Below are 25,891 nucleotides of genomic sequence, written 5' to 3' on the forward strand. Positions count from 1 at the left end.
CATGTTGGGCACGCCGGTGCGGGTCGGCCCGCACCGGCTGCGCAACCGGGTCGTCCTGCCGCCGATGGAGCGCAACTACGGCACCGCCGACGGCCGGGTCACCGAACGGTACGTGGAATACCTGCGGGCCCGGGCGGCCGGTGGGGCCGCCCTGGTCTTCACCGAGGCGACCTTCGTGCGGGCCGACGGCCGTGGCCGCTCCCACCAGCTCGGCGCGCACGACGACCACACCGTGCCCGGCCTGCGGGCCCTGGTGGAGGCCGTGCACAACGAGGGTGCCCTGCTCGGCGTCGAGCTGAACCATGCGGGCCGAGTCGGCGGGTTCGAGCCGGTGGCACCGTCGCCGGTGCCGTTCGTCGGCCGTACGCCCCGGGAGCTCTCCACCGCCGAGGTCGCCCTTCTCGTCGACGACTTCGGGATGGCGGCCCGGCGCTGCGTCGCGGCCGGCGTGGACGTGCTGGAGTTGCACGCGGCCCACGGCTACCTCGTCCACCAGTTCCTGTCGCCGCGCACCAACCGGCGCACCGACCGCTACGCCGATCCGGTGCTCTTTGCCGGCGAGGTGGTCGCCGCGATCCGGCGCGCCGCACCCGGCGTCGCTCTCTTCCTGCGGTTGTCCGCGTTCGAGGGGGTGCCCGGCGGCCTGGACACCGACGAGACCCTCGCCCTGTGCCGGCGGCTGCCGCTGGACCTCGTCGATGTGCTGGACATCTCGGCCGGCTGCTACGAGGCCGGCGAGTGGATGGTCCAGCCGGGTGAGGTACCGCGCGGCGTGCTCGCGCCGTATGCCGCCCGTTTCCGGGAGTTCGGCAAACCGATCGGCGTCGCCGGCCGGATCACCACCGGCGACGCCGCCGAGGAGGTTCTCCGCGCCGGTCAGGCCGACCTGATCGCCGTCGGGCGGGCCCAGCACGCCGACCCGGCCTGGACCGGCACGGTGCTGGCCGGGGCCGAACCGCGGCCGTGCATCGGCTGCAACCAGGGCTGCATCGACGAGCTGCACCGCGGGCACCCGATCTGGTGCCTGGTCAATCCGGCGACCGGCAACGAGTGGCGGCAGGCTCCCCCGCGCCGGGCTTCTCGGCAGCGTGTGGTGGTCGTCGGCGCGGGCCTGGCCGGTTTGGAGGCCGCCCGCGTCGCGGCCGTTGCGGGACATGCGGTCACCGTCCTCGAAAGCGAGGATGAGATCGGCGGCCGGTTCCGGCTCGCCGCCGGCCTGCCCGGCAAGCCGGAGTTTCGCCGCCTGCTCGACTGGTATGCCGCCGAACTGGCCCGCCTGGCCGTCGACGTCCGGCTCGGTTCCGGTGCGGGCCCGCTCGCCTCGCTGGGGCCGGACGTGGTGGTCTGGGCTGTCGGGGGAGTGCCGCCGCGTCGGCCGATCGACCATCCGCGCGTCGTCGACCTGCACACCTGGCTGCGCCACCCACTCCCGGCACCGGAAGTCACCGTCTGGGGCGCCGACCGGGCCGGGATGGCGGTGGCCGATGCCGCCGCCGCGGCCGGACAGCGGGTTCTGCTGATCGGGTCGGAGCCGGAGATCGCCCCCGAGGCCGGGCCGCGAGAGAAGGGCCTCGCGGTGCGGCGGCTGACCACCGATCCGGCCGTCCGGGTCCGGCTGGGCACCAGCGTGGAGGCGATCGACGGGGACCGGCTCCTGGTCGGCGGTGCGTGGTTGAGCGCAACCGGCCCGGTGATCGTCTCCCAGGGCACCGTGCCCCGGCCGGTCCCGGTCACCGACGAGCGGTGGCGGACGGTGGTGATCGAACATGCCGAGTCGGCGGCCGAGGCGATTCGGTTCGGTGCGGGGGTCGTTCTTTGACCGCGGGCGTCTCATCTCCACGTACGAACCGGTTCGTCTCCTGCCGGTGCCGCTCTGACTAGAGTCGATTTCAAGCACTGGTCGAAAGGAAGGGCGCATGGCGCCGGAAACGACAGCACCACGAGTACGCGACGCCGAGCGCACCCGCGCGGAGATCATGGAGGTCGCCACGCACGAGTTCGCCGACCAGGGCTACGACGGGGCCCGGGTCGACGAGATCGCCGCGAAGACGCGCACCACCAAGCGCATGATCTATTACTACTTCGGCGGGAAGGAGGGCCTCTACCTCGCCGTGCTGGAAGGCGCCTACCGGCATATCCGCTCGCTGGAGCAGCAACTCGACGTCGACCATCTGGAACCGGTCGACGCCCTGCGTCAGCTCGCCGAGCTCACCTTCGACCACCACGAGTCACATCAGGATTTCGTCCGCCTGGTCGCGATCGAGAACATTCACTACGCCCGGCACCTGCAGCGTTCGGAGTCCCGCGAGGTGCTGGCCGCGCCGGCCCTCGAGGTGCTGACCCGGATCGTCGAGCGTGGCCGCGCCGGCCGCATCTTCCGGGACGACCTCGACCCGCTCGACGTTCACATGATCATCAGCGCGTTCTGCGTCTTCCGCGGCGCCAACCGCTACACGTTCCGGACCATCTTCGACCGCGATCTGATGGACCCGGCCCGGCGCGACGACCTGCGCCGCATGATCGGCGACCTGGTCGTCGCGCACGCCACCGCGCGGCTCAGCCCACGGCCGTGATGTCCAGGGCCATGCCCTGCGCGCCGGTCCGGACGCAGGCAAGGTAACCGGAGGTGGTGATGCAGACGTCCTCCGCGGCGAGCGGCGGGACGGTGCCGAGCGTGCGCTGGGTGCCGTCGGCCGGGTTGACGGCGACGAGCGCGAGCCGGCCGGGTGGCTCGACGGCGGGCCGCAGGAACATCGGCATATCGCCCGAGTCCTGCGGGTAGACCATCCGCCCCACGATCGGCGCGCCGATGGTCGTGCCGGTGACCGGGTCGGCCAGGTAGTTGTCGCCGGTCACCGCGTCACCGGTAACGATCATGCGGTCGTGGCCGAGCAGCGTCATGTCCCGCATCCCGGCCAGCGTCCACACCTCCTTGCCGGTCCGCGGGAGCCGGCCGACGATCGCGCCGCCGCCGATATCGCACAGCCCGTCGCCGCAGGCGGTCACGTAGGCCGTCGACTGCGTCGTGTACCACAGCCGGCGCAGGTCCTCCGCGTCGTAGACGGCGGTCTCCGAGCCGACCGGCAGGTCGCGCATGACCACCAGATAGGAGCCGGCCGGCATCAACGTGACGCTGCGCTTGCTGGTGGTCGCCGAGCTGAACCGGGTGCTTCTTCGCAACTGCCCGTCGGCGTAGTCGTAGACGCTGAGCAGGCCGCCCTCGGTGGCGACGGCGATCGCGACGATGCGGCCGTCGTTCCGGATCGGGGTCCACGAGGGCGCGGCCGGCACCGGGCGGTTCCAGACCTCGCCGCCGTCGGTCAGCCGGATCAGCCGCAGCCGGGTCGTGCGGGCCTGCTCGTCGTGGTCGCTGATCAGCAGCGTGCCGGACTCGCCGGACGCGTACGCCTCACCGCTGACCCGCCACCGCTCCTCGCCGGTCGCCGCGTCCAGGGCGATCGTGGTGCGAACCGTCTCGTAGTAGTAGCGCGAGCCGTCCGCCTCCTCCTGGGAGATCATCACCGGGTCGGCCGGCACCAGCAGGAGATCGCCGACCAGCCGCGGCCGCGGATCGCCCAGCTCGGCCCCGGCCGGCACGCTCCACCGCAGTTCACCGGTGGTCAGGTTGTAGGCCGAGACCTTGTCGTCGAGCCGGGTGAGATAGACCGTGTCGGCCGACAGCGACCACGACTCGCCCTGCCGCAGCGGGGTGCTCCACAGTTGCCGCACGCCGGTCGAGGCGGCCGGTGCCGCGCCGGCCAGCACCAGCACCCCGGCCACGCTGAGCAGGGCGAGCGCGAGCCGTCGCAGTTGCGGGATGTTGACCGGCACCGAGGGGGCGACCGCCTCCTCGGTGACCTCACCCAGGTCGATGATCGTCATCAGCCGACCGCCGTGACCGTGAATTCTTGGTCCTGCGAACAGCCCAGGTAGTGGGCGATCGACTGGCACCGGTTCACCATCAGGCCGCCGACCGCGCCGAGCAGATCGCGCCGGCCGGTGGCCAGGTCCCAGCGGGTGATCGCGGTGCTGCCGGGCGGCTCGTGGGTGGCCCGCAGCACCAGCAGGAACCGGCCGGGATCGGTGGTCCAGACCGTCTCGCCGGGGCCGGACTCGCCGACCGGGAGCCCGGTCTCGGCATCGATCAGCATCTGGCCCTCGGCGGACAGCTCGACCACCACCCGGTCCGGTCCGGCCGCCCAGGTGCCGACGCCGGGCCTGGTCCAGCGCATCCGGCCGGTCGCCGAGTCGTACGCGGTCAGGTTGTCGCCGTCGTTGAAACAGATGCCGGTGCCGCAGGGAAACGCGTAACCGCGGTCGGTGCCGGTGATCCGCCACGCCTCGGCCAGGGTGTCGAGGCGGTAGACGGTCAGCTCGGCCTGATCCTCGCGGGCACGGTTCACCACCAGATAGTCCCCCGCCGCCGCAACGTTGTTGTACTCACCGGTCTGCGCGTCGAGCGGGTCCCACCGCAGGTGGGCCTGGGCCAGCAGGGCGCCGTCGGCGAAGCGCAGCACCTGGGTCAGGCCGTCCCGGCCCATCAGGATGGCCTTCTCGATCCGGGTGCCGTCCAGCGCGAACGCGACGGAGTCGACGCCGCGGGTGTCCCGGCTCCAGATCGCGCGCGGTCCGCCGGGGCCGAGCCCGATCAGCCGCAGCCGGTCGTAGGAGGTGCCGTCGCCGACGTAGTCGACCATCAGGGCGGTCCGGCCCTCGACCAGCATCGGCTCTCCCGGCGCGGTCCACCGCACCGCGCCGGTGCGGATGTCGATCGCGGTGGTGGCCTGGCTGTACGTGCCGTACCGCTCGTTCTCGCGGCCGTCCGCCATCTCCGGGTCGACCGGCAGCAGGAGCAGGCCGGCCTGCTCGGCGAGCTGGGTGTAGCCGAGCGTCCCGTCCAGCGCCGTCTCCCACCGGACCGCCCCGGTGGCCAGGTCGTACGCGGTGAGCCGGGCCCGGCCCGCGGTGGTTCGCTGCAGATAGACGGTGTCGGTGCCGATCGTGGTGCCGTCGCCCTCGGCGCTCGGCACGCTCCACAGCGGATGGATGGCGGGCACTCCGCCACGGGTCGAACCGGCCGCGCCGAACAGGCAGAGCAGCAGGGCGAGGGCGACTCCGGCGCGGCGGAGCAGATGGTGGCTGAACTCGGCACCGATCTTCGGGTCGGGCGTCGAGCCGATCTCACCGAGATCGATCGTGGTCATCTCGTGGGCGTGCGATTCGCGGCCGCGGCCGCCAGGGCGGCGCTCAGCGTGCGCCCGTTGGTGCCCACCTCGGACCAGCCGGCCGCCAGGCCGATCGGCGTGCCCGGCACCAGCACCTGCCAGTTCTCCGCGTTGGTGGCGGCCGCGATCCGGCGGGACACCTCGGCCGCCTGCGCGGTGCCGGCCCCCGGCAGCACCAGCACGAACTCGTCGCCGGCGAAGCGGGCCACGAAGTCGCCGCGGCGCATCACCCGGTTGAGCACCCCGGCGATCCGCTGGAGCACGAGGTCGCCGCAGTGCCGGCCGTGCCGGACGTTGACCGCGGTGAAGCCGACCAGGTCGCAGACGCCGATCGCGGCACGTTCGCCGCGCTCGAGCATGGCCCCCACGTAACGCTCCAGCTGGCGGCGGTTGGGCAGGCCGGTGAGCGGGTCGGTGAGCGACTCGTCGCCGTACCGGCCGGCGTCGCGCTGGGTCTCCTGGGCGTCCAGCCGGGCCGCGACGCCGTCGAGGTAGCCGTCCCGCAGCCGGTCGATGCGCTGGACGGCCAGGCGGAAGGCGTACCGGTCGGCGGTGTGCGCGGCCGCGTGGTCGCCGGCCGCGGCGTGGCAGATGCTGCGTAGCCGCGCCGGTTCGGCCGCGCCGAGGATCTCCGGCGAGACCGGCACCGCGTCCAGCATGGAGAGTGCCTGCTGGGGGCGGCCGGCCGCGATGCTCAGGCAGACGTGGCCGAGGTGGTGCAGGTCGCGGGTGCGGACGCTGTCGCCGCCGCCGGTGAGCCACTGCAGGGCGTTGGCCTCGGTCTCCTCGCCGAGGGCGGCCCGGCGGGCGAGGGCGTAGCCGTAGGCGGCGCGGCTGCCGGGCCGCATCTGGTCGGCGCCGATCGCCACGTATCGCGACAGCTCGGCGTCGATGTCGCGGAGCACCCGCAGGCAGCCGTCGGTGTCGCCCTGGTGGTCGAGGGAGACCGCGTTGCGCAGCCGGATGCCGGGCGCCGCGAAGATCTCCGGGGCCAGGCCGACCGCGGCGCCGACCTGCCGGGCCTGCTCGATGGCGGTCAGCGCGTGCCCGTGAAAACCCAGATAGGAGTAGGCCATCGCGAGGTCGTGCCAGCCCCAGGCGGTCTCCCGGTCGCTCTCCCGCACCGCGGCGAGGGCCCGGGACGCCTGCACGAGGTGGGTGACGCCACGGTCCAGATTGCTCTGCAGGTGTGCGCCGAGCGCCGCGAACGCGTGCATCTGGCCGCGCAGATAGGGGTCGGGTATCTCGCGGACGGCGTTGGCGGCCACCGTCATCGCGGTGGACAACTCGGCGATCCGGCCCAGGTTGATCATCGCGCCGAAGCGCTGGATCAACGCGTACGCCCTGGTGTGGGGGTCGGTGGCGGTGGACAGGACCTCGTCGAGGATCGGCAGGGCCTCGGCGGACCGCCCGTTCTGTTGCAGGTGCCCGGCCCGCTTCAGCTCCTCGACGTTTTCAGGGAGCTGGTCCAACCAACTCACCGGGCGCCTCCCACGCGTGCCGCGCGTCGATGCACCGACCCGGCCGGTCGGCGTCGCACGTGACGATTGATGATTATGCCGTGGACCCGGACGACGAACACCCCTCCCGACCTTCGGTATCGAAAGCACTCGCCGCGGCGGCCGCCGAGCTAGCCGCGGCCGGTGTCGAATCGCCCCGGGTCGATGCCGAACTGCTCGCCGCGCACGTGCTGGAGATCCCGCGCGGCCGGCTGCTCCTGATCGAGGCGATGCGCCCGGACGAACTGCGCCGATTCACCGCGCTGGTGGCCGAGCGGGCCCGGCGCATCCCGCTGCAGCACCTGCTCGGCACGGCCGCGTTCCGCCACCTGGAGCTGTCGGTGGGGGACGGCGTGTTCATCCCCCGGCCGGAGACCGAGTTGCTGGCCGGGTGGGGCATCGACCGGACGGCGCCGGGCGCCGTCGCGGTCGACCTCTGCAGCGGGACCGGCGCCATCGCGCTGTCGCTGGCCGACGAGACAAAGGCCGATGAGGTGTACGCCGTGGAGCGGTCCCCGGTCGCGTTGTCCTTCCTGCGCCGCAACGCGGCCGCGTTCCCGGTCGTGCGGGTGGTCGAGGGTGACGTCACCGACCCGTCGTTGCTGGCCTCGCTGCGCGGCCGGGTGGACGTGCTGCTCTGCAACCCGCCGTACGTGCCGGAGGGCACCCCGGTGCCGCCCGAGGTCGCCGAGCACGATCCGGCCGAGGCGGTTTTCGGCGGGGCCGACGGTCTGTCGGTGATCCGACCGGTCGTCGCGCTGGCCGCGACCCTGTTGAAATCCGGGGGACATGTCGGAATTGAGCACGATGACCGGCACGGTTCAGCGGTTCCGGCCATCCTCCGCGAGGACGGCCGGTTCACCGAGGTGACCGCGCACGACGACTACAGCGGCCGCCCGCGCTTCACGACCGCCCGCCGCAGCTGATCGGTATCGGCAAACACATGGCAGACTGCACGGTGTGATGCTCTACGACTGCCGTACCACCGCGGACCGCGATCGCGGCATCGCTGCCGCCGTCGAGGCGGTCAAGAGCGGCGAGCTCGCGGTGATGCCCACCGATACGGTCTACGGCATCGGCGCGGACGCGTTCACCCCGCACGCGATCACCGCGCTGCACCACGCCCGCAGCGTCACCAACCAGGTGCCTCCGCCGGTGCTGGTCGGTTCCCGGCACACCCTCGACGGCCTGGTCTACTCGCTGCCCCGGGCGGCCCGCGAGCTGGCCGACGCGTTCTGGCCCGGCGCGCTCACCCTCTACGTGGAGCATTCGCCCAGCCTCCAGTGGGACCTCGGCGACACCGGCGGCCGCATCGCCGTGCGCATGCCGCTGCACCCGGTCGCGCTCGAGGTGCTGCGCGAGGTCGGGCCGATGGCGGTGACCACGGCCAACAAGGTCGGCAGCCCGGCGCCCACCACCGCCGAGGAGGCCCGCGACCAGCTCGAGTACGCGGTGCGGGTCTACCTCGAGGCCGGCCCCGCGCACGATCCGGCGCCGAGCACGATCGTCGACGTGAGCGGCGACGTGCCCCGGGTGCTGCGAGCGGGCGCGATCCCGTTCGAGAAGCTGCACGATGTGGTCCCCGAGCTGATAGCGCCGGAGGCCTGAGGTGGAGCCGTTCACCATCCTGCACGTGTGCATGGGCAACATCTGTCGTTCCCCGATGGCCGAGCGCCTGCTGGCCCGGGCCGTGCGCGATCGGGTCGGCGAGGAGGGCGATCAGCTGGTGCGCAGCGTCAGCGCGGGCACCGGCGGCTGGCACGAGGGCGAGGAGATGAACCCGCCGGCGGCCCGCCAGGTGCGCTCCCGCGGCGGTTCGACCACCGGCTTCGAGGCCCGCAAGCTGCGCGGCGACTTCATCGACGAGGCCGACCTGATCTTTACGGCCACCGCCGATCAGTACGACTACGTGGTGGCCCTGCGCCCCGATGCGGCCGACCGCACGTTCGTGATGGGCGAGTTCGGCCGGTTGATCGGCGCACTCGACCAGTCCGCCCTGCCGCCCGCCGACGGCAAGCCCGACTCGGTGCACGCCCGCGGCGTCGCCATCGTCGAGGCGGTCCACGCGCTGCGCGGCCCCGACGGCCCGCAGCCCGGCGACGACCTGGACGACCCGTGGGGCCGCGGCGACCAGACGTTCCAGCGCATCGGCGACGAGATCGAGGACACCACGGTCCCGTTCGCCAAAATCCTCCTGCCGTGACCGGAAGGATCGTTCAGCCCGACGACGCGGGGATCGCCGAGGCGGTCGCCCTGCTGCGGGCCGGGTCGGTGGTCGCCTTTCCCACCGAGACGGTCTACGGCCTGGGCGCCGACGCGTTCTCCCACAAGGCGGTCGGTGAGATCTACCGGCTGAAGAACCGCCCGTCCTGGAACCCGCTGATCGTGCACGTAGCGACCGTTGAGGTAGCGCGCGATCTGGCCGCTGGTTGGCCGATAAATGCTGACAAATTGGCGGCGGAGTTCTGGCCAGGACCGCTGACCCTGGTGGTGCGGCGGGCGACACACCTGACCGGCGTCGGTGCCGACAACGACACCATCGCGTTGCGCATCCCCGCGCACGACGTGGCGCTGCGCCTCCTGGCCGCGAGCGAGCTGCCACTGGCCGCGCCCAGCGCGAATCGATCCGAGGGCATCTCGCCGACCACCGCCGCTCATGTGCTGCGCAGCCTCCCCGACGTGCCGCTGGTGCTGGACGGCGGCCCGAGCTCGTGGGGCATCGAGTCGACCGTCCTGGACCTGACCACCGATGTGCCCACTCTGCTGCGGCCGGGTGCGCTGGCCCTGCGCGCGCTGCGGGACGTGACCGGCGCGATCGCCCTGCGCGGCGCGGAGACGGTGGACGGCGCGGCCCGGCCCTCGCCGGGGATGAGCAAGCGGCACTATGCCCCGCGAGCCACCCTGGTCCTGGCCAAGGACGTGCGTGACGTCGAGGTCGACGGCCCGGTCGGCGTGCTGACCTACGAGGGCGCCGCGCTCGACGGCGCCGAGATCCTGTCGGCCGACCCGCGTGAGTACGCCGCCGATCTCTACGCCGCCCTGCACCGCCTGGACGACGCGGGCGTCGCGACGATCCTGGTGCAGGAGCCCCCGCAGACCGAGGACTGGCTGGCCGTCCGCGACCGGCTGGGCCGGGCCGCCGCTAAGTAGCCGCCTCGGCTCCGGAGGCGATGTTGCGGGCCATCCCCTTGAAGACGACGCCGTGGAACGGCAGGACCGACGCCCAGTACGCGTGGCCGGCCAGGCCGCGCGGCAGGAAGACCGCCCGCTGCCGGTAAACGCTGTGCCCGTCGCCGTCGGCGCTCGCCGTCATCTCCAGCCACGCGCGTCCCGGCACCCGCATCTCGGCTCGCAACCGCAGCAGTGATCCCGGCACGATCTCCTCGACCCGCCACCAGTCCAGCGCCTCGCCGACCCGCAGCCGATGCCGGTCGCGCCGGCCGCGGCGCAGCCCGACCCCGCCGACCAGCTTGTCCAGCCAGCCGCGCACCGACCAGGCGAGCGGGAACGAATACCACCCGTTCTCGCCGCCGACCCCCTCGATGACCCGCCACAGCGACTCGACCGGGGCTTGCACCTCCTGGCAGCGCTCGTCGACGTAGACGCTGCCGCCGGACCAGTCCGGGTCGCTGGGCAGCGGCTCGGCGGCCGCGTCCCGGCCGGCGGCGCTGGACCAGCGCGTCTCCACGTCGGCGTTACGCACCTTGAGCAGCGCGAACCGGACCGCCTCGTCGAAACCGATCGGCTCGAGGCCGGGAACGTAGGCGGCGATGTCGTTCTCGCCGGCCACCGCCTCGTGCACGAGGCTGGCGACCAGGGGACGGGCGATCGCGTTCGGCACCGGCGTGACCAGGCCGACCCAGAACGCCGACAGCCACGGGCTGAGCACCCGGGTCGGCACGATGATCCGGCGGCGCAGGCCGGCCACCCGTGCGTACCGCATCATCATGTCGGCGTAGGTGAGCACGTCGGCGCCGCCGATGTCGAAGGCCCGGTTCAGCTCGTCCGGCATGGTCGCGGCGGCGACCAGGTACTGCAGCACGTCGCGGACCGCGATCGGCTGGATCCGGTTGTTCACCCAGCGCGGTGTCACCATGGCCGGCAGCCGCTCGGTGAGGTAGCGCAGCATCTCGAAGGACGCCGAGCCGGAACCGATGATCACCGGGGCGCGCAGCACGATCGTCGGCACCCCGCTGTCGAGCAGGATGCGGGCCACCTCGGCGCGGGAGCGCAGGTGCGCCGATGGGCGCTCGCCCGGCGGCGGCTCCGGGCCGCCCAGGTAGATGATCCGCCGCACGCCGGCCGCGCGGCAGGCGGCCGCGAAATTCTCGGCGCCCTGCCGGTCGAGGTCCTCGAAGTCGCGCCGGCCCAGCGAGTGGACGAGGAAGTAGGCCACCTCGACGCCGTCCAGGGCGGCGGTCAGCGAGGACGGGTCGGTCAGATCGCCCTCGGCGATCTCGACCCGGTCGGCCCAGGGCGCGTCGCGCAGCCGGGCCGCCGAGCGCGACAGGCACCGCACCTCGTGGCCCGCGCCGAGCAGCCGGGGGGTGAGCCGGCCCCCGATATAGCCGGTCGCACCGGTTACCAAGCAGCGCATAACCGAAGTGTGCCCGCTACCGGAGTGCTTTACGCCATATGCTCGATTCTGGCAGCGCGGCCTATGGGGGAGGGCACGTGGACACGTTCTGGGGCCCGGACTTCGTGTCGCTTGAACGCGACGATCCGGAGATCGCCCATGTCCTCCTCGACGAGATGGAGCGCCGGCGCGGCGGCCTCCAGTTGATCGCGAGCGAGAACTTCACGTCGTCGGCCGTTCTCGCCGCACTCGGCTCGACGCTCAACGACAAGTACGCCGAGGGCTATCCCGGCAACCGCTACTACGGCGGGTGCGCCCAGGTGGACCGGGCCGAGGAGCTCGCGGTCGAGCGGGCCCGGGGGCTGTTCGGCGCCGAGCACGCCAACGTGCAGCCGCACTCGGGGGCCTCGGCCAACCTGGCGGCGTTCGCGGCGCTGGCCGAGCCGGGTGACACCGTACTGGCCATGGAGTTGTCGCACGGCGGGCACCTCACGCACGGCAGCCGGGTCAACTTCTCCGGGAAGTGGTTCCATCCGATCGGCTACCGGGTCAACCCGGACTCCGAGGAGATCGACTACGACGAGGTGCGTGACCTGGCGCTCGCCCACCGGCCGAAACTGATCATCTGTGGTGCCACCGCCTATCCCCGGCTGATCGACTTCGCCGTCTTCCGGGAGATCGCCGACGAGGTGGGCGCCTATCTGCTGGTCGACGCCGCGCACTTCATCGGCCTGGTGGCCGGCCACGCGGTGCCGTCCCCCGTGCCGTACGCCGACGTGGTCACCTGCACTACCCACAAGGCGCTGCGCGGGCCCCGCGGCGGCATGATCCTCTGCCGGGCCGAGCTCGCTCAGCGGGTCGACAAGGCGGTCTTCCCGTTCAGCCAGGGCGGGCCGATGATGCACGCCATCGCGGCCAAGGCGGTCGCCTTCCGCGAGGCGTCCGGTCCGGCTTTCCAGGCGTACGCCCGGCAGGTGGTCGGCAACGCGCGGGCGCTCGCCGCGGCACTGGCCGACGACGGGATCCGGCCGGTCGCCGGCGGCACCGACACCCACCTGGTGCTGGCCGACCTGCGTGAGCTCGGGGTCACCGGGAAGGCCGCCGAGGCGCGCTGCGAGCTGGGCCGGATCACCCTGAACAAGAACGCGATCCCGTTCGACCCGCAGCGGCCGGCCGTGGCGTCCGGCATTCGGGTCGGGACCCCGTGCGTGACCACGCAGGGCATGCGGGAGGCTGAGATGCGGCGGGTGGCCGGGCTGATCGGCGCCGCGGTGCGGAGTGATCCGGACACCGTGGCCGGTGCGAGCCGGCTCGCCGACGTGGCCGACGAGGTGCTGGAGCTGGTCCGGCGGTTCCCGGCCTACGCCCGACAGGAAGTGATGGCTTGACGAACTCCCAGCCGAACGGCCCCGAACCGGCGGTGACGATTCCCGGCGTACCCAAGCAGGCTTTTGATCTTGCGGATGACGACCGGCCGTTGCCGGACCTCCCGCCGCTGCCGGCGGATCCCCGCTGGCGGGTGGCGCATCTGCCGTTCCTGAGCGCGGTGTCGGCGGCGCTGGTGCTGTGTGCCGCGTCGGCCGGGTTCTTCGCCGGCGGGGCCGCGTCCGCGCTCGGCGCCGCGCTCGGCGTGCTGATCGTGGTGGTCAGTTACACGATGTCGACGCTGGTGATCGCGTGGGCGGACACCGTACGCCCGGCGCTGCTGATGCCGCTGGCGCTGCTGACCTACGTGGTGAAGTACACCGTGCTAGGTGTTGTCCTGGTCTACGGTATTTCTACCGATTGGACGGGAAAAGTAGCGCTCGGCTGGGGGGTCGTGGCCGGGGTAGTGGTGTGGACGGCCGTGCAGGCCTGGTGGTTCACCGCGATCCGTCGCCCGAAGTGATCTATCGCACCGCGTTTTACCTCGGCAAACGCCCCATTCGTGGTTTGTTGACCACGAAACGGTGACGTGAACGGTCGGGTGATGTCCGGTTATGGCGGAGGGGGAGTACCGTGACGTTCCAGTTGCGCGACCCCTGACGCCTGGACAACCTCGGTTGTGCGGGGGGTCCCGCTTAGCCTCGTGTTACCTCCTGATATCGTTCGGGCCGTCATGGCCGGTCAGGAACCCTCCAAAAATCCCCGTGGTGACGACGCCGATAACCCCCCCGACACGGGAATGGGCATGACGGCCGTCGCGTACCTCATCTCGGGCATGTTGGTGTGGGGCGGGATCGGTTGGCTGGTCGACCGATGGGTCGGAACCAGCGGCATCTTCGCCGGAATCGGTGCGGTTCTAGGGATCGGCGGCGGTGTCTACCTCATAGTGCGCCGCCTTGGCGTCTGACAGGAAAGGGCTACGGTGACCGGTCAGTCGATCGTCCTCGCAGCGGATGTTCCGTTCCCGCCGAGTGTCGAGGACTTCTACCTGCCCAGCATCCTGCCGTGGGCCGAGCACGACAACTACTGGTTTACCAAGATCACCGCGTTGGTCTGGCTGACCACGGCACTGATCATCATCTACTTCCTGGTGTCGTACCGGAAACCGCAGCTCGTGCCGACCAAGAAGCAGTGGCTCGCCGAGAGCATCTACGGCTTCGTGCGGAACAACATCGCGGTCGACATGATCGGCCCGCGCGGCGTGCAGTTCGCGCCCTATCTGACGACGCTGTTCTGCTTCATTCTGCTGAACAACTTCTGGGGCATCGTCCCGTTCGTGCAGATCTCGCCGAACTCGCACATCGCCTTCCCGGCATTCCTCGCGGTCATCAGCTACGTGATGTTCATCGCGGTCGGCATCCGGCACCACGGTGTCGTGAAGTACTTCAAGACCGCGCTCATCCCGCCGGCGCCGTGGTTCATCCTGCCGCTGCTGATTCCGATCGAGTTCTTCTCGAACTTCCTGGTCCGGCCGTTCTCGCTCGCCGTCCGTCTGTTCGCCAACATGTTCGCCGGCCACATGCTGCTGCTGGTGTTCACGCTCGGCGGATTCGCGATGCTGAATGCGAATGCGTGGTTCGCGCCGTTCTCGGTCGTCTCCTGGGTGATGACGATCGCGCTGACCTTCCTTGAGTTCCTGGTGATCTGCCTCCAGGCCTACGTCTTCACCGTGCTCACCGCGAGCTACGTCCAGGGCGCGCTCGCCGACGGGCACTGAGCTTGAGTTTTTCCGCACTACCCCGTTTGTCGTCCCGCGTGACAGTCACGCGAGATACCAGGAGGAACTGAGAAATGCTTCTCGCCGAAGTTACTGGTAGCACCGCCGCCATCGGTTACGGCCTCGCCGCCATCGGTCCGGGTATCGGTGTCGGTCTTGTTTTCTCGGCCTACATCCAGTCGACCGCTCGCCAGCCGGAGTCGTCGCGTCTGACCCTGCCGTACGTCTGGATCGGCTTCGCCGTGGTCGAGGCGCTCGCGCTGCTCGGCATCGCGTTCGGCTTCATCTGGGCCGGCTAGACCCACCCTTTAAGCCTCTCTGGGAGGTCTGAATGCTCAACACAATTCTGGCCGAGGCCGCCGCCGAGACCGAACACAACCCGATCATCCCGATCTGGCAGGAGATCGTTCTCGGCCTGATCGCGTTCGTCGTGCTCGTCGTCGTGCTGACGAAGTTCGTCTTCCCGCAGATGGAGAAGACCTTCGCGGCGCGGGTCGACGCGATCGAGGGTGGCATCAAGCGCGCCGAGGCCGCTCAGGCCGAGGCGAACGAACTGCTCGAGCGGTACCGCGCGCAGCTCGCCGAGGCCCGCACCGAGGCCGCTCGCATCCGCGACGAGGCTCGGGCCGACGCCGAGGGCATCCGGCAGGACGTCCTCAACAAGGCTCGCGAGGAGTCCGACCGGATCATCGCGGCCGGGCAGGAACAGCTCGCCGCCCAGCGCGAGAGCATCGTGCGGGAGCTGCGGTCCGAGGTGGGCACGCTCGCCGTGGACCTGGCCAGCAAGATCGTCGGAGAGTCCCTCGCCGACGAGGCGCGCAGCCGTGGCACCGTCGAGCGGTTCATCGCCGACCTCGACTCGGCCGGCACGACCGGCGGGCGGCGCTGATGGCGTCGAGCGTCAGTCAGCAGGCCTACAACGAGGCCGTGGCGAAGCTCGAGGCCGAGACCAGCACGGCCTCGGCCGCGCAGCTGGCCACGGTGGCCGACGAGATCCTGTCGGTGGCCGGCCTGCTGCGGGCCCAGCCCCGGCTGCGCCGGGCGCTGACCGACCCGTCACGGCCCGGTGCCGATCGGGGCGAGCTGCTTCGCTCGCTGCTGACCAGCAAGCTGGCCGCGGCTACCGTGGCCACCCTGGTCGCGCTCGCGTCCGGTCGCTTCTCGCGGCCGGCCGACCTGCTCGACGCCACCGAGCGGCTGGGCGTCGAGGTCGTTCTCCGGTCCGCGGAGAAGGGCGGCAAGCTGGGCGATGTCGAGGACGAACTGTTCCGCTTCGGGCAGATCGTCGGCGGCAGTGCCGAGCTGGCGGTCACGCTGAGTGACCCGGGTGCGCCGGCCGGGCGTCGGGCTAAGCTCGTTGAGGAGTTGCTGAAGGGCAAGTCCCAGCCGGCGACGGTTCGTCTCGTCGAGGTTGCTCTCGAGGGCTTCGGCGGGCGCGGCTTCGAGGCCTCGCTGACCAGGCTGGTCGAGCTGACCGCGGCGAAGCGCGACCGTGAGGTCGCCTACGTGACGGTCGCCAGGCCGCTGACCGATGCCGATGAGCAGGCCCTGTCCGGAAAGCTGGCCGAGATGTACGGCCGGCCGGTCTCGCTGCAGATCGTGGTTGACCCCGCGATCATCGGCGGGGTCAGTGTCCGGGTCGGCTCCGACCTCTACGACGGCACGATCCTGCGCCGGCTCACCGCAGCCAAGCAGGCGTTCGCTAAATAGTTTCTTCCCCTCGGTCCGTCCGCGGTGACGTGACGATCGAGTAGGCCCCTCGGTGGCGGCGACGTCCCGAGCTAGACAGAGAAGGCAGAGGATGGCCGAGCTGACCATCTCCTCGGACGAGATCCGGGGGGCGCTAGAGCGCTACGTCTCGTCCTACACGCCCGAGGTCTCCCGCGAGGAGGTCGGCATCGTCTCCGATGCGGGCGACGGCATCGCGCACGTCGAGGGCCTGCCCTCGACGATGGCGAACGAACTGCTCGAGTTCGAGGACGGCACGCTGGGTGTCGCCCTGAACCTCGACGTCCGCGAGATCGGCGCCGTGGTTCTCGGTGACTTCGGCGGCATCCAGGAGGGTGGCCAGGTCAAGCGGACCGGCCGCGTTCTCTCGGTGCCGGTCGGCGACGCGTTCCTCGGTCGTGTGGTCGACCCGCTGGGCCGGCCCATCGACGACCGCGGCGACATCGCCAACGAGGGCTTCCGCGAGCTGGAGCTGCAGGCGCCGAACGTGATGGCGCGGCAGCCGGTGAAGCAGCCGCTGCAGACCGGCATCAAGGCGATCGACGCCATGACGCCGATCGGCCGTGGCCAGCGCCAGCTGATCATCGGCGACCGCAAGACCGGTAAGACCACGGTCGCGATCGACACGATCATCAACCAGAAGGCCAACTGGGCCTCCGGTGACCCGGAGAAGCAGGTTCGCTGCATCTACGTCGCGATCGGCCAGAAGGCGACCACCATCGCCTCGATCAAGGGCACCCTGGAGGAGCAGGGGGCGATGGAGTACACGACCATCGTCGCCGCGCCCGCCTCGGACCCGGCCGGTTACAAGTACATCGCGCCTTACACCGGCTCGGCCATCGGCCAGCACTGGATGTACGCGGGCAAGCACGTCCTGATCGTCTTCGACGACCTGACCAAGCAGGCCGAGGCCTACCGCGCGGTGTCGCTGCTGCTGCGCCGCCCGCCGGGCCGCGAGGCGTACCCGGGCGACGTGTTCTACCTGCACTCCCGCCTGCTCGAGCGCTGCGCCAAGCTTTCCAACGAGCTGGGTGGCGGTTCGATGACGGGTCTGCCGATCATCGAGACCAAGGCCAACGACATCTCGGCCTACATCCCGACGAACGTCATCTCGATCACCGACGGCCAGATCTTCCTGGAGACCGACCTGTTCGCCTCGGGTGTCCGCCCGGCCATCAACGTCGGCACCTCGGTGTCCCGGGTCGGCGGCTCGGCGCAGGTCAAGGCCATGCGTTCGGTCTCCGGCCGGCTCCGTCTCGACCTGGCCCAGTTCCGCGAGCTGGAGGCGTTCTCGGCCTTCGCCTCCGACCTGGACAAGGCGTCCCGCGCGCAGCTGGAGAAGGGCGTCCGCCTGGTCGAGCTGCTCAAGCAGCCGCAGTACTCGCCGTACTCGGTGGTCGACGAGGTCATCGTGATCTGGGCGGGCACCACCGGCCAGCTCGACGACATCCCGGTCGGCGATGTTCGCCGGTTCGAGGCCGAGTTCCTGCCGTGGATCAAGCGGCACCGCTCGGACACCTACACGGCGATCGATTCGACCGGCCTGCTCAACGATGACAACCTGGAGAGCCTCAAGTCCGGCGTGGACGAGTTCAAGGAACTCTTCAAGTCGGGCGACACCGGCATCAGGATCAACGAGCCCGAGGCCGCGGCACTCGCCGACGGCCGCGAGACCCGCGAGACGGTGACCCGCGAGGTCCCCCGCAGCGGCGACGAAGGCTGAGTCATGGCCGGTCAGGTACAGGCCCTCCGGCGGCGCATCCGCACCGTCCGGTCGACCAAGAAGATCGCCAAGGCGCAGGAGCTGGTTGCCACCAGCCGCATCGCCAAGGCCCAGGAGCGGGTGGCCGCCTCCAAGCCGTACGCGGAGGCGATCACCGAGGTCCTGACCGCGCTGGCGTCGAACGCGAGCATCGACAACCCCCTGCTGGTCCCGCGTGAGCGGGTCCGGCGGGCGGGCGTCCTGCTGATCACCAGCGACCGCGGCCTGGCCGGCGCCTACAACGCCAACGCCATCCGCACCGCCGAGCAGCTGATCCAGCGGCTCAAGGCGGACGGTAAGGACGCGGTGCTGTACGTCGTCGGCCGCAAGGGTGTCGGCTACTACCGGTTCCGCAACCGGCCGATCGAGACCAGCTGGACCGGGTTCTCCGAGCGTCCGTCCTTCTCGGACGCGAAGAAGATCGGTGATGCCCTGCTGGAGGCGTTCATCGCCGGTGCGGACGACACCGACTCGCACTACGGCCCCGACGGCATTCAGGGCGTCGACGAGTTGCACATCGTCAGCACCCAGTTCAAGTCGCTCATGACCCAGAGCGCCGAGGCGCATTTCCTGGCCCCGATGCAGGTCGAGGAGCGCGAGGTCGAGGCCGGTCTGCGCCCGGCGTACGAGTTCGAGCCGGACGCCGACGAGCTGCTCGACGCGCTGCTGCCGAAGTACCTCAACACGCGGATCTACGCGGCGTTGCTGTCCTCGGCGGCCAGCGAGTCGGCATCCCGGCGGCGGGCGATGAAGAGCGCGTCGGACAACGCGGACGACCTGCTCAAGCGGTACACGCGCGAGATGAACTCCGCGCGGCAGGCTGCGATCACCCAGGAAATCAGTGAGATCGTCGGCGGCGCCAACGCGCTGGCCGCGGCGGGAAGTGATGTGTGATGACTGCTGTTGCTGAGCCCACCAAGACGGAGACCGGCGTCGGCCGCGTCGTCCGGGTCATCGGCCCGGTCGTCGACGCCGAGTTCCCCCGCGACGCCATGCCCGAGATCTACAACGCGCTGCACGTGGAGGTGACCCTCTCCGAGGGCACCAAGAAGCTGACCCTGGAGGTCGCCCAGCACCTGGGTGACAACCTGGTCCGCGCCATCTCGATGCAGCCGACCGACGGCCTGATCCGGGGCGCCGAGGTCACCGACACCGGCGGGCCGATCTCGGTGCCCGTCGGCGACGTGACCAAGGGCCACGTGTTCAACGCCCTCGGCGAGGTGCTCAACGTCGACCCGTCGACGCTGAACATCACCGAGCGGTGGGGCATCCACCGCAAGCCTCCGGCGTTCGCCGACCTCGAGCCGAAGACCGAGATGCTGGAGACCGGCATCAAGGTGCTCGACCTCCTGGCGCCGTACGTCCGCGGTGGCAAGATCGGCCTGTTCGGCGGCGCGGGCGTGGGCAAGACGGTGCTCATCCAGGAGATGATCATCCGGGTTGCCCGCAACTTCGGCGGTACCTCGGTGTTCGCCGGCGTGGGTGAGCGCACCCGCGAGGGCAACGACCTCATCCTGGAGATGGAGGAGGGTGGCGTTCTCGACAAGACCGCCCTCGTCTTCGGCCAGATGGACGAGCCGCCGGGCACCCGCCTTCGGGTCGCCCTGTCCGCGCTGACCATGGCGGAGTACTTCCGGGACGTCCAGAACCAGGAGGTGCTGCTCTTCATCGACAACATCTTCCGGTTCACCCAGGCCGGTTCCGAGGTCTCCACCCTGCTCGGCCGCATGCCGTCGGCCGTGGGTTACCAGCCCACGCTGGCCGACGAGATGGGCGAGCTGCAGGAGCGCATCACCTCGGTCCGGGGCAAGGCCATCACCTCGCTCCAGGCGATCTACGTGCCCGCCGACGACTACACCGACCCGGCGCCGGCCACCACGTTCGCCCACCTGGACGCGACCACCAACCTCGAGCGGTCGATCTCCGACAAGGGCATCTACCCCGCCGTGGACCCGCTGGCCTCCAGCTCGCGGATCCTCGCACCGGAGTACGTCGGTGCCGAGCACTACTCGGTCGCCCGTGAGGTGCAGCGCATCCTGCAGAAGTACAAGGACCTGCAGGACATCATCGCCATCCTCGGTATGGACGAGCTGTCCGAGGAAGACAAGGTCACGGTGCAGCGGGCTCGCCGCATCGAGCGCTTCCTGTCGCAGAACACCTACGCCGCCGAGCAGTTCACCGGCGTTCCCGGCTCGACGGTCCCGCTCAAGGAGACCATCGAGGCGTTCAAGAAGATCAGCGAGGGCGAGTACGACCACTTCCCCGAGCAGGCCTTCTTCATGTGCGGTGGCCTCGAGGACCTCGAGAAGAACGCACACGAGCTCATGAAGGGCTGACCCTTCTCGCGACAAATGAGCCGCGCCCGCCGTCAGGTGGGCGCGGCTCATCGCGTTTCCCGGCCTTCGCACGGGCGTTAGGGCTTTCGCGGCCTAGGTAGGCTGGCGGTGTCGCCTTTGATTGTTGGGAGTGGATGTGGCCAAATCCAGCAAACGCCGTGCCCCGATGTGGGCCCGGTTGTGTGCGATCTTCGGCTGCATTCTGATGGTCCTCAGCGGTGGTGCTCTCGTGACCGGCCAGGTCGTGCTCGCCCGCTACGCCGGCGCGGTCGAGAACAAATCCCTGCTCGGCGGCAATGACGCGGCCGCGGCCGACAAGGTCTCCGACATCAAGGGTGCGCAGAACATCCTGCTCGTCGGCATCGACCCGCGGACCGACACGCAGACCCCGCTCTCCGACTCGATCATCGTGGTGCACGTGCCGCAGTCGATGGACCAGGCGTACATCTTCTCGGTCCCGCGCGACCTGCTGGTCGACATCCCGTCGTTCGACAAGACCGGATTCCGCGGTGGTCGCTCCAAGATCAACGCCGCGATGGGGTACGGCAGCGCGATCGGCAACGGCAAGCACGACGCGGCCCAGGGGTTCGAGCTGCTGGCCAAGACGGTCCAGCAGCTCACCGGCATCGACGGCTTCGACGCCGGCGCCATCATCAACTTCGGCGGCTTCAAGAAGATCGTGGACGCCATGGGCGGCGTGACCATGAGGATCGACCAGAACGTGAAGTCCGAGCACCTGCAGCCCAACGGCAAGCCCCGGCCCCGGCTGTCCCGGTGCGCCGACAACACCTGCGAGCACCCCTACTACGGGCCGCAGGCCGAATACAAGGTCGGCACCTACCACCTGCAGGGCTGGCAGGCCCTCGACTACGTGCGGCAGCGCTACGGCCTGCCGAAGAGCGACTACGACCGCCAACGCCACCAGCAGCAGTTCATCAAGGCGATGGCGTCGCAGGCGCTGGGCAAGGACGTCATCACCAACCCGGTGAAGCTCGACAAGGTGCTCAAGGCGGCCGGCGACGCGCTGGTCTTCGACGGCAACGGGCACGACGTGGTCGACTGGGGTTTCGCCCTGAAGAACGTCCGGGCCAACAACATGACGACGATCAAGCTGCCCGGCGGGGGAATCATCGAGAACGGGAAGTACCAGGGCGAGGCCCTCGACGAGAGCGCCGGCGAGTTCTTCAAGGCGGTCAGCCAGGACCGGTTGCCCAAGTTCCTCTTCGACCACCCGGAGTATGTCAACAAAGAGAGCTGAGCCACCCCGTACCACGGGGGCCGAGCTCGCCGTTTAGACTTCACCCATTCGGTAGTACTTAGCTGAGCAGGGAGACAGCGTGGCCAACCAGCTGCCCGTCAAGGTCGTAGCCGTCGAGGAGCGCATCTGGTCCGGCGAGGCCGAGATGGTCGTCGCACGCACCACCGAGGGCGAGATCGGCGTGCTGCCCGGCCACTCGCCGCTGCTGGGCCTGCTCAAGGAGCCCTCGCAGGTGCGGGTCAAGCTGGCCGGCGGCGAGCAGTTGACCTACGACGTGAGCGGTGGCTTCCTCTCGATCGACGCGGACGGCGTGACCGTTCTCGCCGAGAGCGCCACGCCCGCCACCCCCGAGTCGCACTGACGTCCGGCGATGCGGATTCTGGAGGTCTTCGGAATCTGCTTCGCCGTGTTCTTCGCGCTGCTCTTCGCCATCTTCTTCCGGCAGCGGCTGCTCAATCTGGGCGGCGGCACCATCCGGCTGCAGGTGCGGGTGAGCACGATGATGCCCGGCCGGGGCTGGTCCACCGGCATCGGCCAGTTCGTCGGCGACGAGCTGCGTTTCCACCGCATGTTCAGCCTCGCGTTCCGGCCTAAACGGGTGCTCGACCGCGAGGTCCTCGTGGTCGAGGAGCAACGCCGGCCGGACGGGCCGGAGCGGCTCACGATGCCCGCGCAGTGGGTGGTCCTGCGATGTTCCAACGGTGAGGCCGGCCAGATCGAGATCGCGATGGCCGAGTCCACCGTCACCGGCTTCCTCTCCTGGCTCGAGGCGGCGCCACCGGGCCAGCCGGGCAGTGTCAGCCCGCGCCCGACGATCCGCCCCCGCCCCACCATCGAGCACTGAGCAATGCGCATCCGGATCGTCGACGCCTTCACCGCCACGCCGTTCCGCGGCAACCCCGCCGGGGTCGTCGTGCTGGACGAGTTTCCCGAGGCCGAGTGGATGCAGCGGGTGGCGGCCGAGGTCAACCTGTCCGAGACGGCTTTCGTGCACCCGGTCGGCGACGACTTCGCGCTCCGCTGGTTCACCCCGGCCGTCGAGGTCGCGCTCTGCGGGCACGCCACCCTCGCCACCGCCCACGTGCTCGGCCGTGACAAGGCGAGCTTCCACACCCTCAGCGGCGTCCTGACCGCGGTGTCCGGCGGCGATGGGTGGTACACGCTCGACTTCCCGACCGCTCCGCTGACGCCGGTTCCGGCGCCGCCCTGGCTGGCCGAGGTGCTGGGTGCTGAGGTCGGCGAAGTGCACCACACCGGGCCGAACACCGACGACCTGCTGGTCGAGCTGGCCGACGAGGCCACCGTCCGCGGTCTGCGCCCCGACTTCGCCACCCTGGCCCGGGTGGAGAACCGCGGCGTGGTGGTGACCGCCCCGGCGGCGGAAGCGGGCGACTACGACTTCGTCTCGCGCTTCTTCGGCGCCGCCGCGGGGGTGGCCGAGGACCCGGTCACCGGCAGCGCCCACACGGCCCTCGCCCCGTTCTGGTCGGCCCGGCTCGGCGGCCGCACATCGCTGGTCGGCTACCAGGCCTCGCCGCGCGGCGGTTACGTGCGGGTCGAGCTGGCCGGCGAGCGCACCCACCTGACCGGCCAGGCCGTCACGGTCGTCGACGGCGAGCTCTACGCCTGAAGCTCGACCTCGTAACCCCAGTTGTCCTCAAGATAGGCCGCGTAGGAATCGGGCCCTCCCGCGTGCGGATGCCGGTCCGCGAAGAGCAGTGACCAGCCGTTCTCCTGCGCCAGGCGGGTCAGCCGGTCCACCTCGTCCCGGCCGCCCACCGCGAACGCCACATGGTTGAGACCGGGCGCGAGCCGGTCGTGCACGTCGCCGGAGAGCGCCGGCGACTGCTCCAGCACCAGGTAGACCTCGCCGTACTTCCAGGACCGGCCACCCGGCCAGTCCTGGAAGACGGTCCAGCCCAGCTCGCCCAGCAGCCACCCCCACGGCCCGGACGAGCCGGCCAGGTCCGGCACCCACAGCTCGACGTGGTGCAGCACTAGGCCGCCCCGCCCGGGACCCACTTCACGTCGCCGCCCGGGTTGGCCGCCCGGGACAGGATGAAGAGCAGGTCGGAGAGCCGGTTCAGGTATTTGGCGGGCAGTTCGCTGGTGCGGTCCGGGTCGTACTCGATCAGGGTCCAGGCCGCCCGTTCCGCGCGCCGCGCCACCGTGCGCGCCACGTGCAGCAGCGCCGCGCCCGGAGTGCCACCCGGCAGGATGAAGCTGTCGAGCGCCGCGAGGCGCTCGTTGAACTCGTCGCACCAGCCCTCGAGCCGGGTCACGTAGTCCTCGGTGATCCGCAGCGGCGGGTAGGGCGGGTTGTCGGCGAGCGGGTTGCACAGGTCGGCGCCGACGTCGAACAGATCGTTCTGCACGGCGGTGAGCACGACGCGTACGTCTTCGGGCAGGTCGCCGAGGGCGAGCGCCACGCCCAGAGCGGCGTTGCACTCGTCGGTGTCGGCGTACGCGACGATGCGCGGATCGGTCTTCGCGACGACCTCGTTGTTGCCCAGGCGGGTCTCGCCGGCGTCGCCGGTGCGGGTGTAGATGCGAGTGAGGTGAACGGCCATGGGGACACCCTACGGAGCCGGCGGTAGGTGGCGGCCCATACCATGGCGCGCGTGGATGTGATCAGGGTTAAGGGTGGTGCGCAACTCACCGGTGACGTCACCGTCGGCGGCGCGAAGAATTCGGCGCTCAAGCTGATGGCCGTCGCGTTGCTGGCCGAGGGGCGCAGCGTCGTGGCGAACGCGCCCCGGATCACCGACATCGCGATCATGGCCGAGGTGCTGCGCCGGCTGGGTTGCCAGGTCACCCTGGACGGCGGCCGGGCCACCATCGACGTGCCCGCCGAGCCGGGCAGCGAGGCCGACTACGACCTGGTCCGGCGGCTGCGGGCGTCGATCTGTGTGCTGGGCCCGCTGCTGGCCCGCCGCGGTTACGTGCGGGTCGCCCTCCCCGGCGGTGACATGATCGGCTCGCGCGGCCTGGACATGCACTTCTCCGGCCTGACCCGGATGGGTGCCGAGATCTCCGGCGAGCACGGCTTCGTGATCGCCTCGGCGCCCGGCGGCCTGCGCGGCAGCAAGATCTGGCTGGACTTCCCGAGCGTCGGCGCGACCGAGAACCTGCTGATGGCGGCGGTGCTGGCCAAGGGCGTCACCGAGATCGACAACGCGGCCCGCGAGCCGGAGATCGTCGACATCTGCGACATGCTGACCGAGATGGGTGCCCACATCGAGGGCGCCGGCAGCTCGACCCTCACCATCGAGGGAGTCTCCGAGCTGTCCCCGGTCACCCACACCACGGTCGGCGACCGGATCGTCGGCGGCACCTGGGCGTTCGCCGCCGCGATGACCCGGGGCGACGTCACCGTCCACGGCGTCCGGCCGGAGTTCCTGGACATCGCGCTGGACAAGCTGGTCACCGCGGGCGCGACGGTCACGCCGGGCGACAACCAGTTCCGGGTGCGCATGGACCAGCGTCCCCGGGCGGTCGACATCGTCACGCTGCCCTACCCGGGGTTCGCCACCGACCTGCTGCCGATGGCGATCGGGCTGGCCGCGGTGGCCGAGGGCTCGTCGCTGATCACCGAGAACATCTTCGACGGCCGGTTCATGTTCGTGAACGAGATGGTCCGGCTCGGCGCCGACATCCGCACCGACGGGCACCACGCGGTGGTGAACGGGCGGGAGCGGTTGTCCGGGGCGCCGGTGCGGGCCACCGACATCCGGGCCGGTGCCGGTCTGGTGATCGCCGGCCTGTGCGCCGAGGGCGTCACCGAGGTCGGTGAGGTGCACCACATCGACCGTGGTTACCCCGACTTCGTGACCGACCTGGCCAAGTTGGGCGTCGAGGTGGAGCGGGCCGACGTGCCCGAGCCGACGTACGACTTCTGAGGTCGCCAGGACAGGCGCTACACCGCCGGGGAGCCACCGACCAGGCGGCGGGCCTCCTCGACCTCCTCGGCGAAGACCAGCACCGCGGTGTGGCCCTCGCGATCGGCGGCCTGGGTGGCCCGGATCCCGGCGTCGCCGAGCAGCCGCTGGATCTCGTCGGCCAGGTCCGCGTCGTCGGTGACCGCGGCCGGGCAGAGCAGGCCGTAATCGTCCGGGTCGCCGAAGATGGCGAGGCCGGCCGCGTACGCGTCGTGGCCGTCCTCGCGGGCGAAGGTCCAATGAAGTCCCATGCGCCAGAACACCGCACCGAGGAAGCCGACAAGTCCGACGGCGATCAGTGGCCCGATGAGGTACCAGCCGTTGCCCGACGCCATGGGCACAGTCTCGCACCGTTGCGCGAGGCTTTGCGGAGATTTGACCCGATAGGGACGCCACCTCGGCCTGAGTTTCCGTTCAGTAACAACGG

The 25,891-nt window shown here is 70.6% G+C and carries 28 protein-coding genes; 21 read left to right on the plus strand and 7 right to left on the minus strand.

What is annotated here, in order from left to right:
• The first annotated feature begins 1 nt into the window (after position 1).
• Positions 2-1,819 carry an oxidoreductase gene (locus Ato02nite_RS51625; protein ID WP_246607049.1) on the plus strand — a complete coding sequence of 606 codons (1,818 nt, stop codon included), beginning with the start codon at positions 2-4 and terminating at the stop codon, positions 1,817-1,819.
• Positions 1,820-1,916: 97 nt separating this feature from the next.
• Positions 1,917-2,573 carry a TetR/AcrR family transcriptional regulator gene (locus tag Ato02nite_RS16455; RefSeq protein WP_213007400.1) on the plus strand — a complete coding sequence of 219 codons (657 nt, stop codon included), beginning with the start codon at positions 1,917-1,919 and terminating at the stop codon, positions 2,571-2,573.
• Here the strand turns inward: Ato02nite_RS16455 and Ato02nite_RS16460 are convergent.
• Genes Ato02nite_RS16460 through Ato02nite_RS16470 form a run of 3 tightly spaced genes read right to left on the minus strand, consistent with a single transcriptional unit; the run spans position 2,557 to position 6,706 of the window.
• Positions 2,557-3,882, minus strand: a complete 1,326-nt coding sequence (locus Ato02nite_RS16460) for an outer membrane protein assembly factor BamB family protein (RefSeq protein WP_213007401.1) — start codon at positions 3,880-3,882, stop codon at positions 2,557-2,559. The two genes, Ato02nite_RS16455 and Ato02nite_RS16460, sit on opposite strands and share 17 nt — an antisense overlap.
• Positions 3,882-5,204, minus strand: coding sequence for an outer membrane protein assembly factor BamB family protein (locus Ato02nite_RS16465; protein WP_213007402.1), 1,323 nt, complete (start codon positions 5,202-5,204; stop codon positions 3,882-3,884). Before Ato02nite_RS16465 ends, Ato02nite_RS16460 begins: the two co-directional genes overlap by 1 nt.
• Complete coding sequence (locus Ato02nite_RS16470; protein WP_213007403.1) at positions 5,201-6,706, minus strand: GGDEF domain-containing protein; 1,506 nt, start codon at positions 6,704-6,706, stop codon at positions 5,201-5,203. The genes Ato02nite_RS16465 and Ato02nite_RS16470 overlap by 4 nt, the downstream gene beginning before the upstream one ends.
• Positions 6,707-6,786: 80 nt before the next feature.
• Between Ato02nite_RS16470 and prmC the strand changes: the two genes are divergently transcribed.
• From prmC to Ato02nite_RS16490, 4 genes are read left to right on the plus strand one after another with little or no spacing between them, the layout of a single operon-like run.
• Positions 6,787-7,650 carry a peptide chain release factor N(5)-glutamine methyltransferase gene (gene prmC, locus Ato02nite_RS16475; RefSeq protein ID WP_246607052.1) on the plus strand — a complete coding sequence of 288 codons (864 nt, stop codon included), beginning with the start codon at positions 6,787-6,789 and terminating at the stop codon, positions 7,648-7,650.
• Between the two features lie 37 nt (positions 7,651-7,687).
• Positions 7,688-8,332 (plus strand): L-threonylcarbamoyladenylate synthase, encoded by a 645-nt coding sequence (locus Ato02nite_RS16480; protein WP_213007471.1) that lies wholly within the window; start codon positions 7,688-7,690, stop codon positions 8,330-8,332.
• Between the two features lies 1 nt (position 8,333).
• Positions 8,334-8,927, plus strand: a complete 594-nt coding sequence (locus tag Ato02nite_RS16485) for an arsenate reductase/protein-tyrosine-phosphatase family protein (RefSeq protein WP_213007405.1) — start codon at positions 8,334-8,336, stop codon at positions 8,925-8,927.
• Positions 8,924-9,874, plus strand: a complete 951-nt coding sequence (locus tag Ato02nite_RS16490; protein WP_213007406.1) for an L-threonylcarbamoyladenylate synthase — start codon at positions 8,924-8,926, stop codon at positions 9,872-9,874. The genes Ato02nite_RS16485 and Ato02nite_RS16490 overlap by 4 nt, the downstream gene beginning before the upstream one ends.
• Here the strand turns inward: Ato02nite_RS16490 and Ato02nite_RS16495 are convergent.
• Positions 9,867-11,321, minus strand: a complete 1,455-nt coding sequence (locus Ato02nite_RS16495; RefSeq protein WP_213007407.1) for an SDR family oxidoreductase — start codon at positions 11,319-11,321, stop codon at positions 9,867-9,869. The two genes, Ato02nite_RS16490 and Ato02nite_RS16495, sit on opposite strands and share 8 nt — an antisense overlap.
• A gap of 77 nt (positions 11,322-11,398) precedes the next feature.
• On the opposite strand from Ato02nite_RS16495, the gene glyA reads away from it, so the two are divergent.
• The 14 genes from glyA to Ato02nite_RS16565 all read left to right on the plus strand — a co-directional run bounded on the left by glyA (position 11,399) and on the right by Ato02nite_RS16565 (position 23,156).
• Entirely contained in the window at positions 11,399-12,688 is a 1,290-nt protein-coding gene (gene glyA / locus Ato02nite_RS16500; RefSeq protein ID WP_281419747.1) for a serine hydroxymethyltransferase, read from the plus strand.
• Positions 12,689-12,777: 89 nt separating this feature from the next.
• On the plus strand, positions 12,778-13,188 hold the full coding sequence (locus Ato02nite_RS16505; RefSeq protein ID WP_213007472.1) for a hypothetical protein: 411 nt from the start codon (positions 12,778-12,780) through the stop codon (positions 13,186-13,188).
• Positions 13,189-13,398: 210 nt separating this feature from the next.
• Positions 13,399-13,632: an AtpZ/AtpI family protein gene (locus Ato02nite_RS16510; protein WP_203801020.1), complete on the plus strand. Its 234-nt coding sequence runs from the start codon at positions 13,399-13,401 to the stop codon at positions 13,630-13,632.
• 15 nt (positions 13,633-13,647) lie between these two features.
• Positions 13,648-14,442, plus strand: coding sequence for a F0F1 ATP synthase subunit A (gene atpB / locus Ato02nite_RS16515; RefSeq protein WP_213007409.1), 795 nt, complete (start codon positions 13,648-13,650; stop codon positions 14,440-14,442).
• 74 nt (positions 14,443-14,516) lie between these two features.
• On the plus strand, positions 14,517-14,741 hold the full coding sequence (locus tag Ato02nite_RS16520; protein WP_213007410.1) for an ATP synthase subunit C-like protein: 225 nt from the start codon (positions 14,517-14,519) through the stop codon (positions 14,739-14,741).
• Positions 14,742-14,773: 32 nt separating this feature from the next.
• Positions 14,774-15,331: a F0F1 ATP synthase subunit B gene (locus tag Ato02nite_RS16525; protein WP_213007411.1), complete on the plus strand. Its 558-nt coding sequence runs from the start codon at positions 14,774-14,776 to the stop codon at positions 15,329-15,331.
• Positions 15,331-16,152, plus strand: a complete 822-nt coding sequence (locus Ato02nite_RS16530) for a F0F1 ATP synthase subunit delta (RefSeq protein ID WP_213007412.1) — start codon at positions 15,331-15,333, stop codon at positions 16,150-16,152. Before Ato02nite_RS16525 ends, Ato02nite_RS16530 begins: the two co-directional genes overlap by 1 nt.
• Positions 16,153-16,243: 91 nt before the next feature.
• Positions 16,244-17,893, plus strand: coding sequence for a F0F1 ATP synthase subunit alpha (atpA, locus tag Ato02nite_RS16535; protein ID WP_213007413.1), 1,650 nt, complete (start codon positions 16,244-16,246; stop codon positions 17,891-17,893).
• A gap of 3 nt (positions 17,894-17,896) precedes the next feature.
• Positions 17,897-18,826: a F0F1 ATP synthase subunit gamma gene (locus tag Ato02nite_RS16540; RefSeq protein ID WP_213007414.1), complete on the plus strand. Its 930-nt coding sequence runs from the start codon at positions 17,897-17,899 to the stop codon at positions 18,824-18,826.
• On the plus strand, positions 18,826-20,268 hold the full coding sequence (gene atpD, locus Ato02nite_RS16545) for a F0F1 ATP synthase subunit beta (protein ID WP_246607055.1): 1,443 nt from the start codon (positions 18,826-18,828) through the stop codon (positions 20,266-20,268). Before Ato02nite_RS16540 ends, atpD begins: the two co-directional genes overlap by 1 nt.
• Positions 20,269-20,434: 166 nt before the next feature.
• A complete protein-coding gene (locus Ato02nite_RS16550) occupies positions 20,435-21,526 on the plus strand; it encodes an LCP family protein (RefSeq protein WP_213007473.1) in 1,092 nt (363 codons plus the stop codon).
• 79 nt (positions 21,527-21,605) lie between these two features.
• Positions 21,606-21,887 carry a F0F1 ATP synthase subunit epsilon gene (locus tag Ato02nite_RS16555; protein ID WP_213007416.1) on the plus strand — a complete coding sequence of 94 codons (282 nt, stop codon included), beginning with the start codon at positions 21,606-21,608 and terminating at the stop codon, positions 21,885-21,887.
• 9 nt (positions 21,888-21,896) lie between these two features.
• A complete protein-coding gene (locus Ato02nite_RS16560; protein ID WP_213007417.1) occupies positions 21,897-22,370 on the plus strand; it encodes a DUF2550 domain-containing protein in 474 nt (157 codons plus the stop codon).
• Positions 22,371-22,373: 3 nt separating this feature from the next.
• Positions 22,374-23,156 (plus strand): PhzF family phenazine biosynthesis protein, encoded by a 783-nt coding sequence (locus Ato02nite_RS16565; RefSeq protein WP_213007418.1) that lies wholly within the window; start codon positions 22,374-22,376, stop codon positions 23,154-23,156.
• Here the strand turns inward: Ato02nite_RS16565 and Ato02nite_RS16570 are convergent.
• Positions 23,147-23,548, minus strand: coding sequence for a VOC family protein (locus tag Ato02nite_RS16570; RefSeq protein ID WP_213007419.1), 402 nt, complete (start codon positions 23,546-23,548; stop codon positions 23,147-23,149). The two genes, Ato02nite_RS16565 and Ato02nite_RS16570, sit on opposite strands and share 10 nt — an antisense overlap.
• Complete coding sequence (locus Ato02nite_RS16575) at positions 23,524-24,096, minus strand: cob(I)yrinic acid a,c-diamide adenosyltransferase (protein ID WP_213007420.1); 573 nt, start codon at positions 24,094-24,096, stop codon at positions 23,524-23,526. The genes Ato02nite_RS16570 and Ato02nite_RS16575 overlap by 25 nt, the downstream gene beginning before the upstream one ends.
• Before the next feature lie 42 nt (positions 24,097-24,138).
• On the opposite strand from Ato02nite_RS16575, the gene murA reads away from it, so the two are divergent.
• Positions 24,139-25,425 (plus strand): UDP-N-acetylglucosamine 1-carboxyvinyltransferase, encoded by a 1,287-nt coding sequence (gene murA / locus Ato02nite_RS16580; protein WP_213007421.1) that lies wholly within the window; start codon positions 24,139-24,141, stop codon positions 25,423-25,425.
• 17 nt (positions 25,426-25,442) lie between these two features.
• Here murA and Ato02nite_RS16585 read toward each other — a convergent pair whose 3' ends face one another.
• The gene (locus Ato02nite_RS16585) at positions 25,443-25,799 is read right to left on the minus strand and encodes a hypothetical protein (RefSeq protein WP_213007422.1); all 357 of its coding nucleotides are present in this window, start codon (positions 25,797-25,799) and stop codon (positions 25,443-25,445) included.
• Positions 25,800-25,891 lie beyond the last annotated feature (92 nt).

This window comes from Paractinoplanes toevensis (genome assembly GCF_018332695.1).
In the GTDB taxonomy this organism is placed as follows: Bacteria; Actinomycetota; Actinomycetes; order Mycobacteriales; family Micromonosporaceae; genus Actinoplanes; species Actinoplanes toevensis.

Bases quoted from the DNA above. Each gene is read 5' to 3' on its own strand.
- atpD (WP_246607055.1), top strand. From the start codon at position 18,826: ATGACTGCTGTTGCTGAGCCCACCAAGACGGAGACCGGCGTCGGCCGC.
- Ato02nite_RS16455 (WP_213007400.1), top strand. From the start codon at position 1,917: ATGGCGCCGGAAACGACAGCACCACGAGTACGCGACGCCGAGCGCACC.
- Ato02nite_RS16585 (WP_213007422.1), bottom strand. From the start codon at position 25,799: ATGGCGTCGGGCAACGGCTGGTACCTCATCGGGCCACTGATCGCCGTC.
- Ato02nite_RS16525 (WP_213007411.1), top strand. From the start codon at position 14,774: ATGCTCAACACAATTCTGGCCGAGGCCGCCGCCGAGACCGAACACAAC.
- Ato02nite_RS16480 (WP_213007471.1), top strand. From the start codon at position 7,688: ATGCTCTACGACTGCCGTACCACCGCGGACCGCGATCGCGGCATCGCT.
- Ato02nite_RS16560 (WP_213007417.1), top strand. From the start codon at position 21,897: ATGCGGATTCTGGAGGTCTTCGGAATCTGCTTCGCCGTGTTCTTCGCG.
- Ato02nite_RS16465 (WP_213007402.1), bottom strand. From the start codon at position 5,204: ATGACCACGATCGATCTCGGTGAGATCGGCTCGACGCCCGACCCGAAG.
- Ato02nite_RS51625 (WP_246607049.1), top strand. From the start codon at position 2: ATGTTGGGCACGCCGGTGCGGGTCGGCCCGCACCGGCTGCGCAACCGG.
- Ato02nite_RS16575 (WP_213007420.1), bottom strand. From the start codon at position 24,096: ATGGCCGTTCACCTCACTCGCATCTACACCCGCACCGGCGACGCCGGC.
- Ato02nite_RS16565 (WP_213007418.1), top strand. From the start codon at position 22,374: ATGCGCATCCGGATCGTCGACGCCTTCACCGCCACGCCGTTCCGCGGC.
- atpA (WP_213007413.1), top strand. From the start codon at position 16,244: ATGGCCGAGCTGACCATCTCCTCGGACGAGATCCGGGGGGCGCTAGAG.
- Ato02nite_RS16520 (WP_213007410.1), top strand. From the start codon at position 14,517: ATGCTTCTCGCCGAAGTTACTGGTAGCACCGCCGCCATCGGTTACGGC.
- Ato02nite_RS16530 (WP_213007412.1), top strand. From the start codon at position 15,331: ATGGCGTCGAGCGTCAGTCAGCAGGCCTACAACGAGGCCGTGGCGAAG.
- Ato02nite_RS16550 (WP_213007473.1), top strand. From the start codon at position 20,435: ATGTGGGCCCGGTTGTGTGCGATCTTCGGCTGCATTCTGATGGTCCTC.
- Ato02nite_RS16460 (WP_213007401.1), bottom strand. From the start codon at position 3,882: ATGACGATCATCGACCTGGGTGAGGTCACCGAGGAGGCGGTCGCCCCC.
- Ato02nite_RS16510 (WP_203801020.1), top strand. From the start codon at position 13,399: ATGGCCGGTCAGGAACCCTCCAAAAATCCCCGTGGTGACGACGCCGAT.
- murA (WP_213007421.1), top strand. From the start codon at position 24,139: ATGGCGCGCGTGGATGTGATCAGGGTTAAGGGTGGTGCGCAACTCACC.
- Ato02nite_RS16540 (WP_213007414.1), top strand. From the start codon at position 17,897: ATGGCCGGTCAGGTACAGGCCCTCCGGCGGCGCATCCGCACCGTCCGG.
- Ato02nite_RS16495 (WP_213007407.1), bottom strand. From the start codon at position 11,321: ATGCGCTGCTTGGTAACCGGTGCGACCGGCTATATCGGGGGCCGGCTC.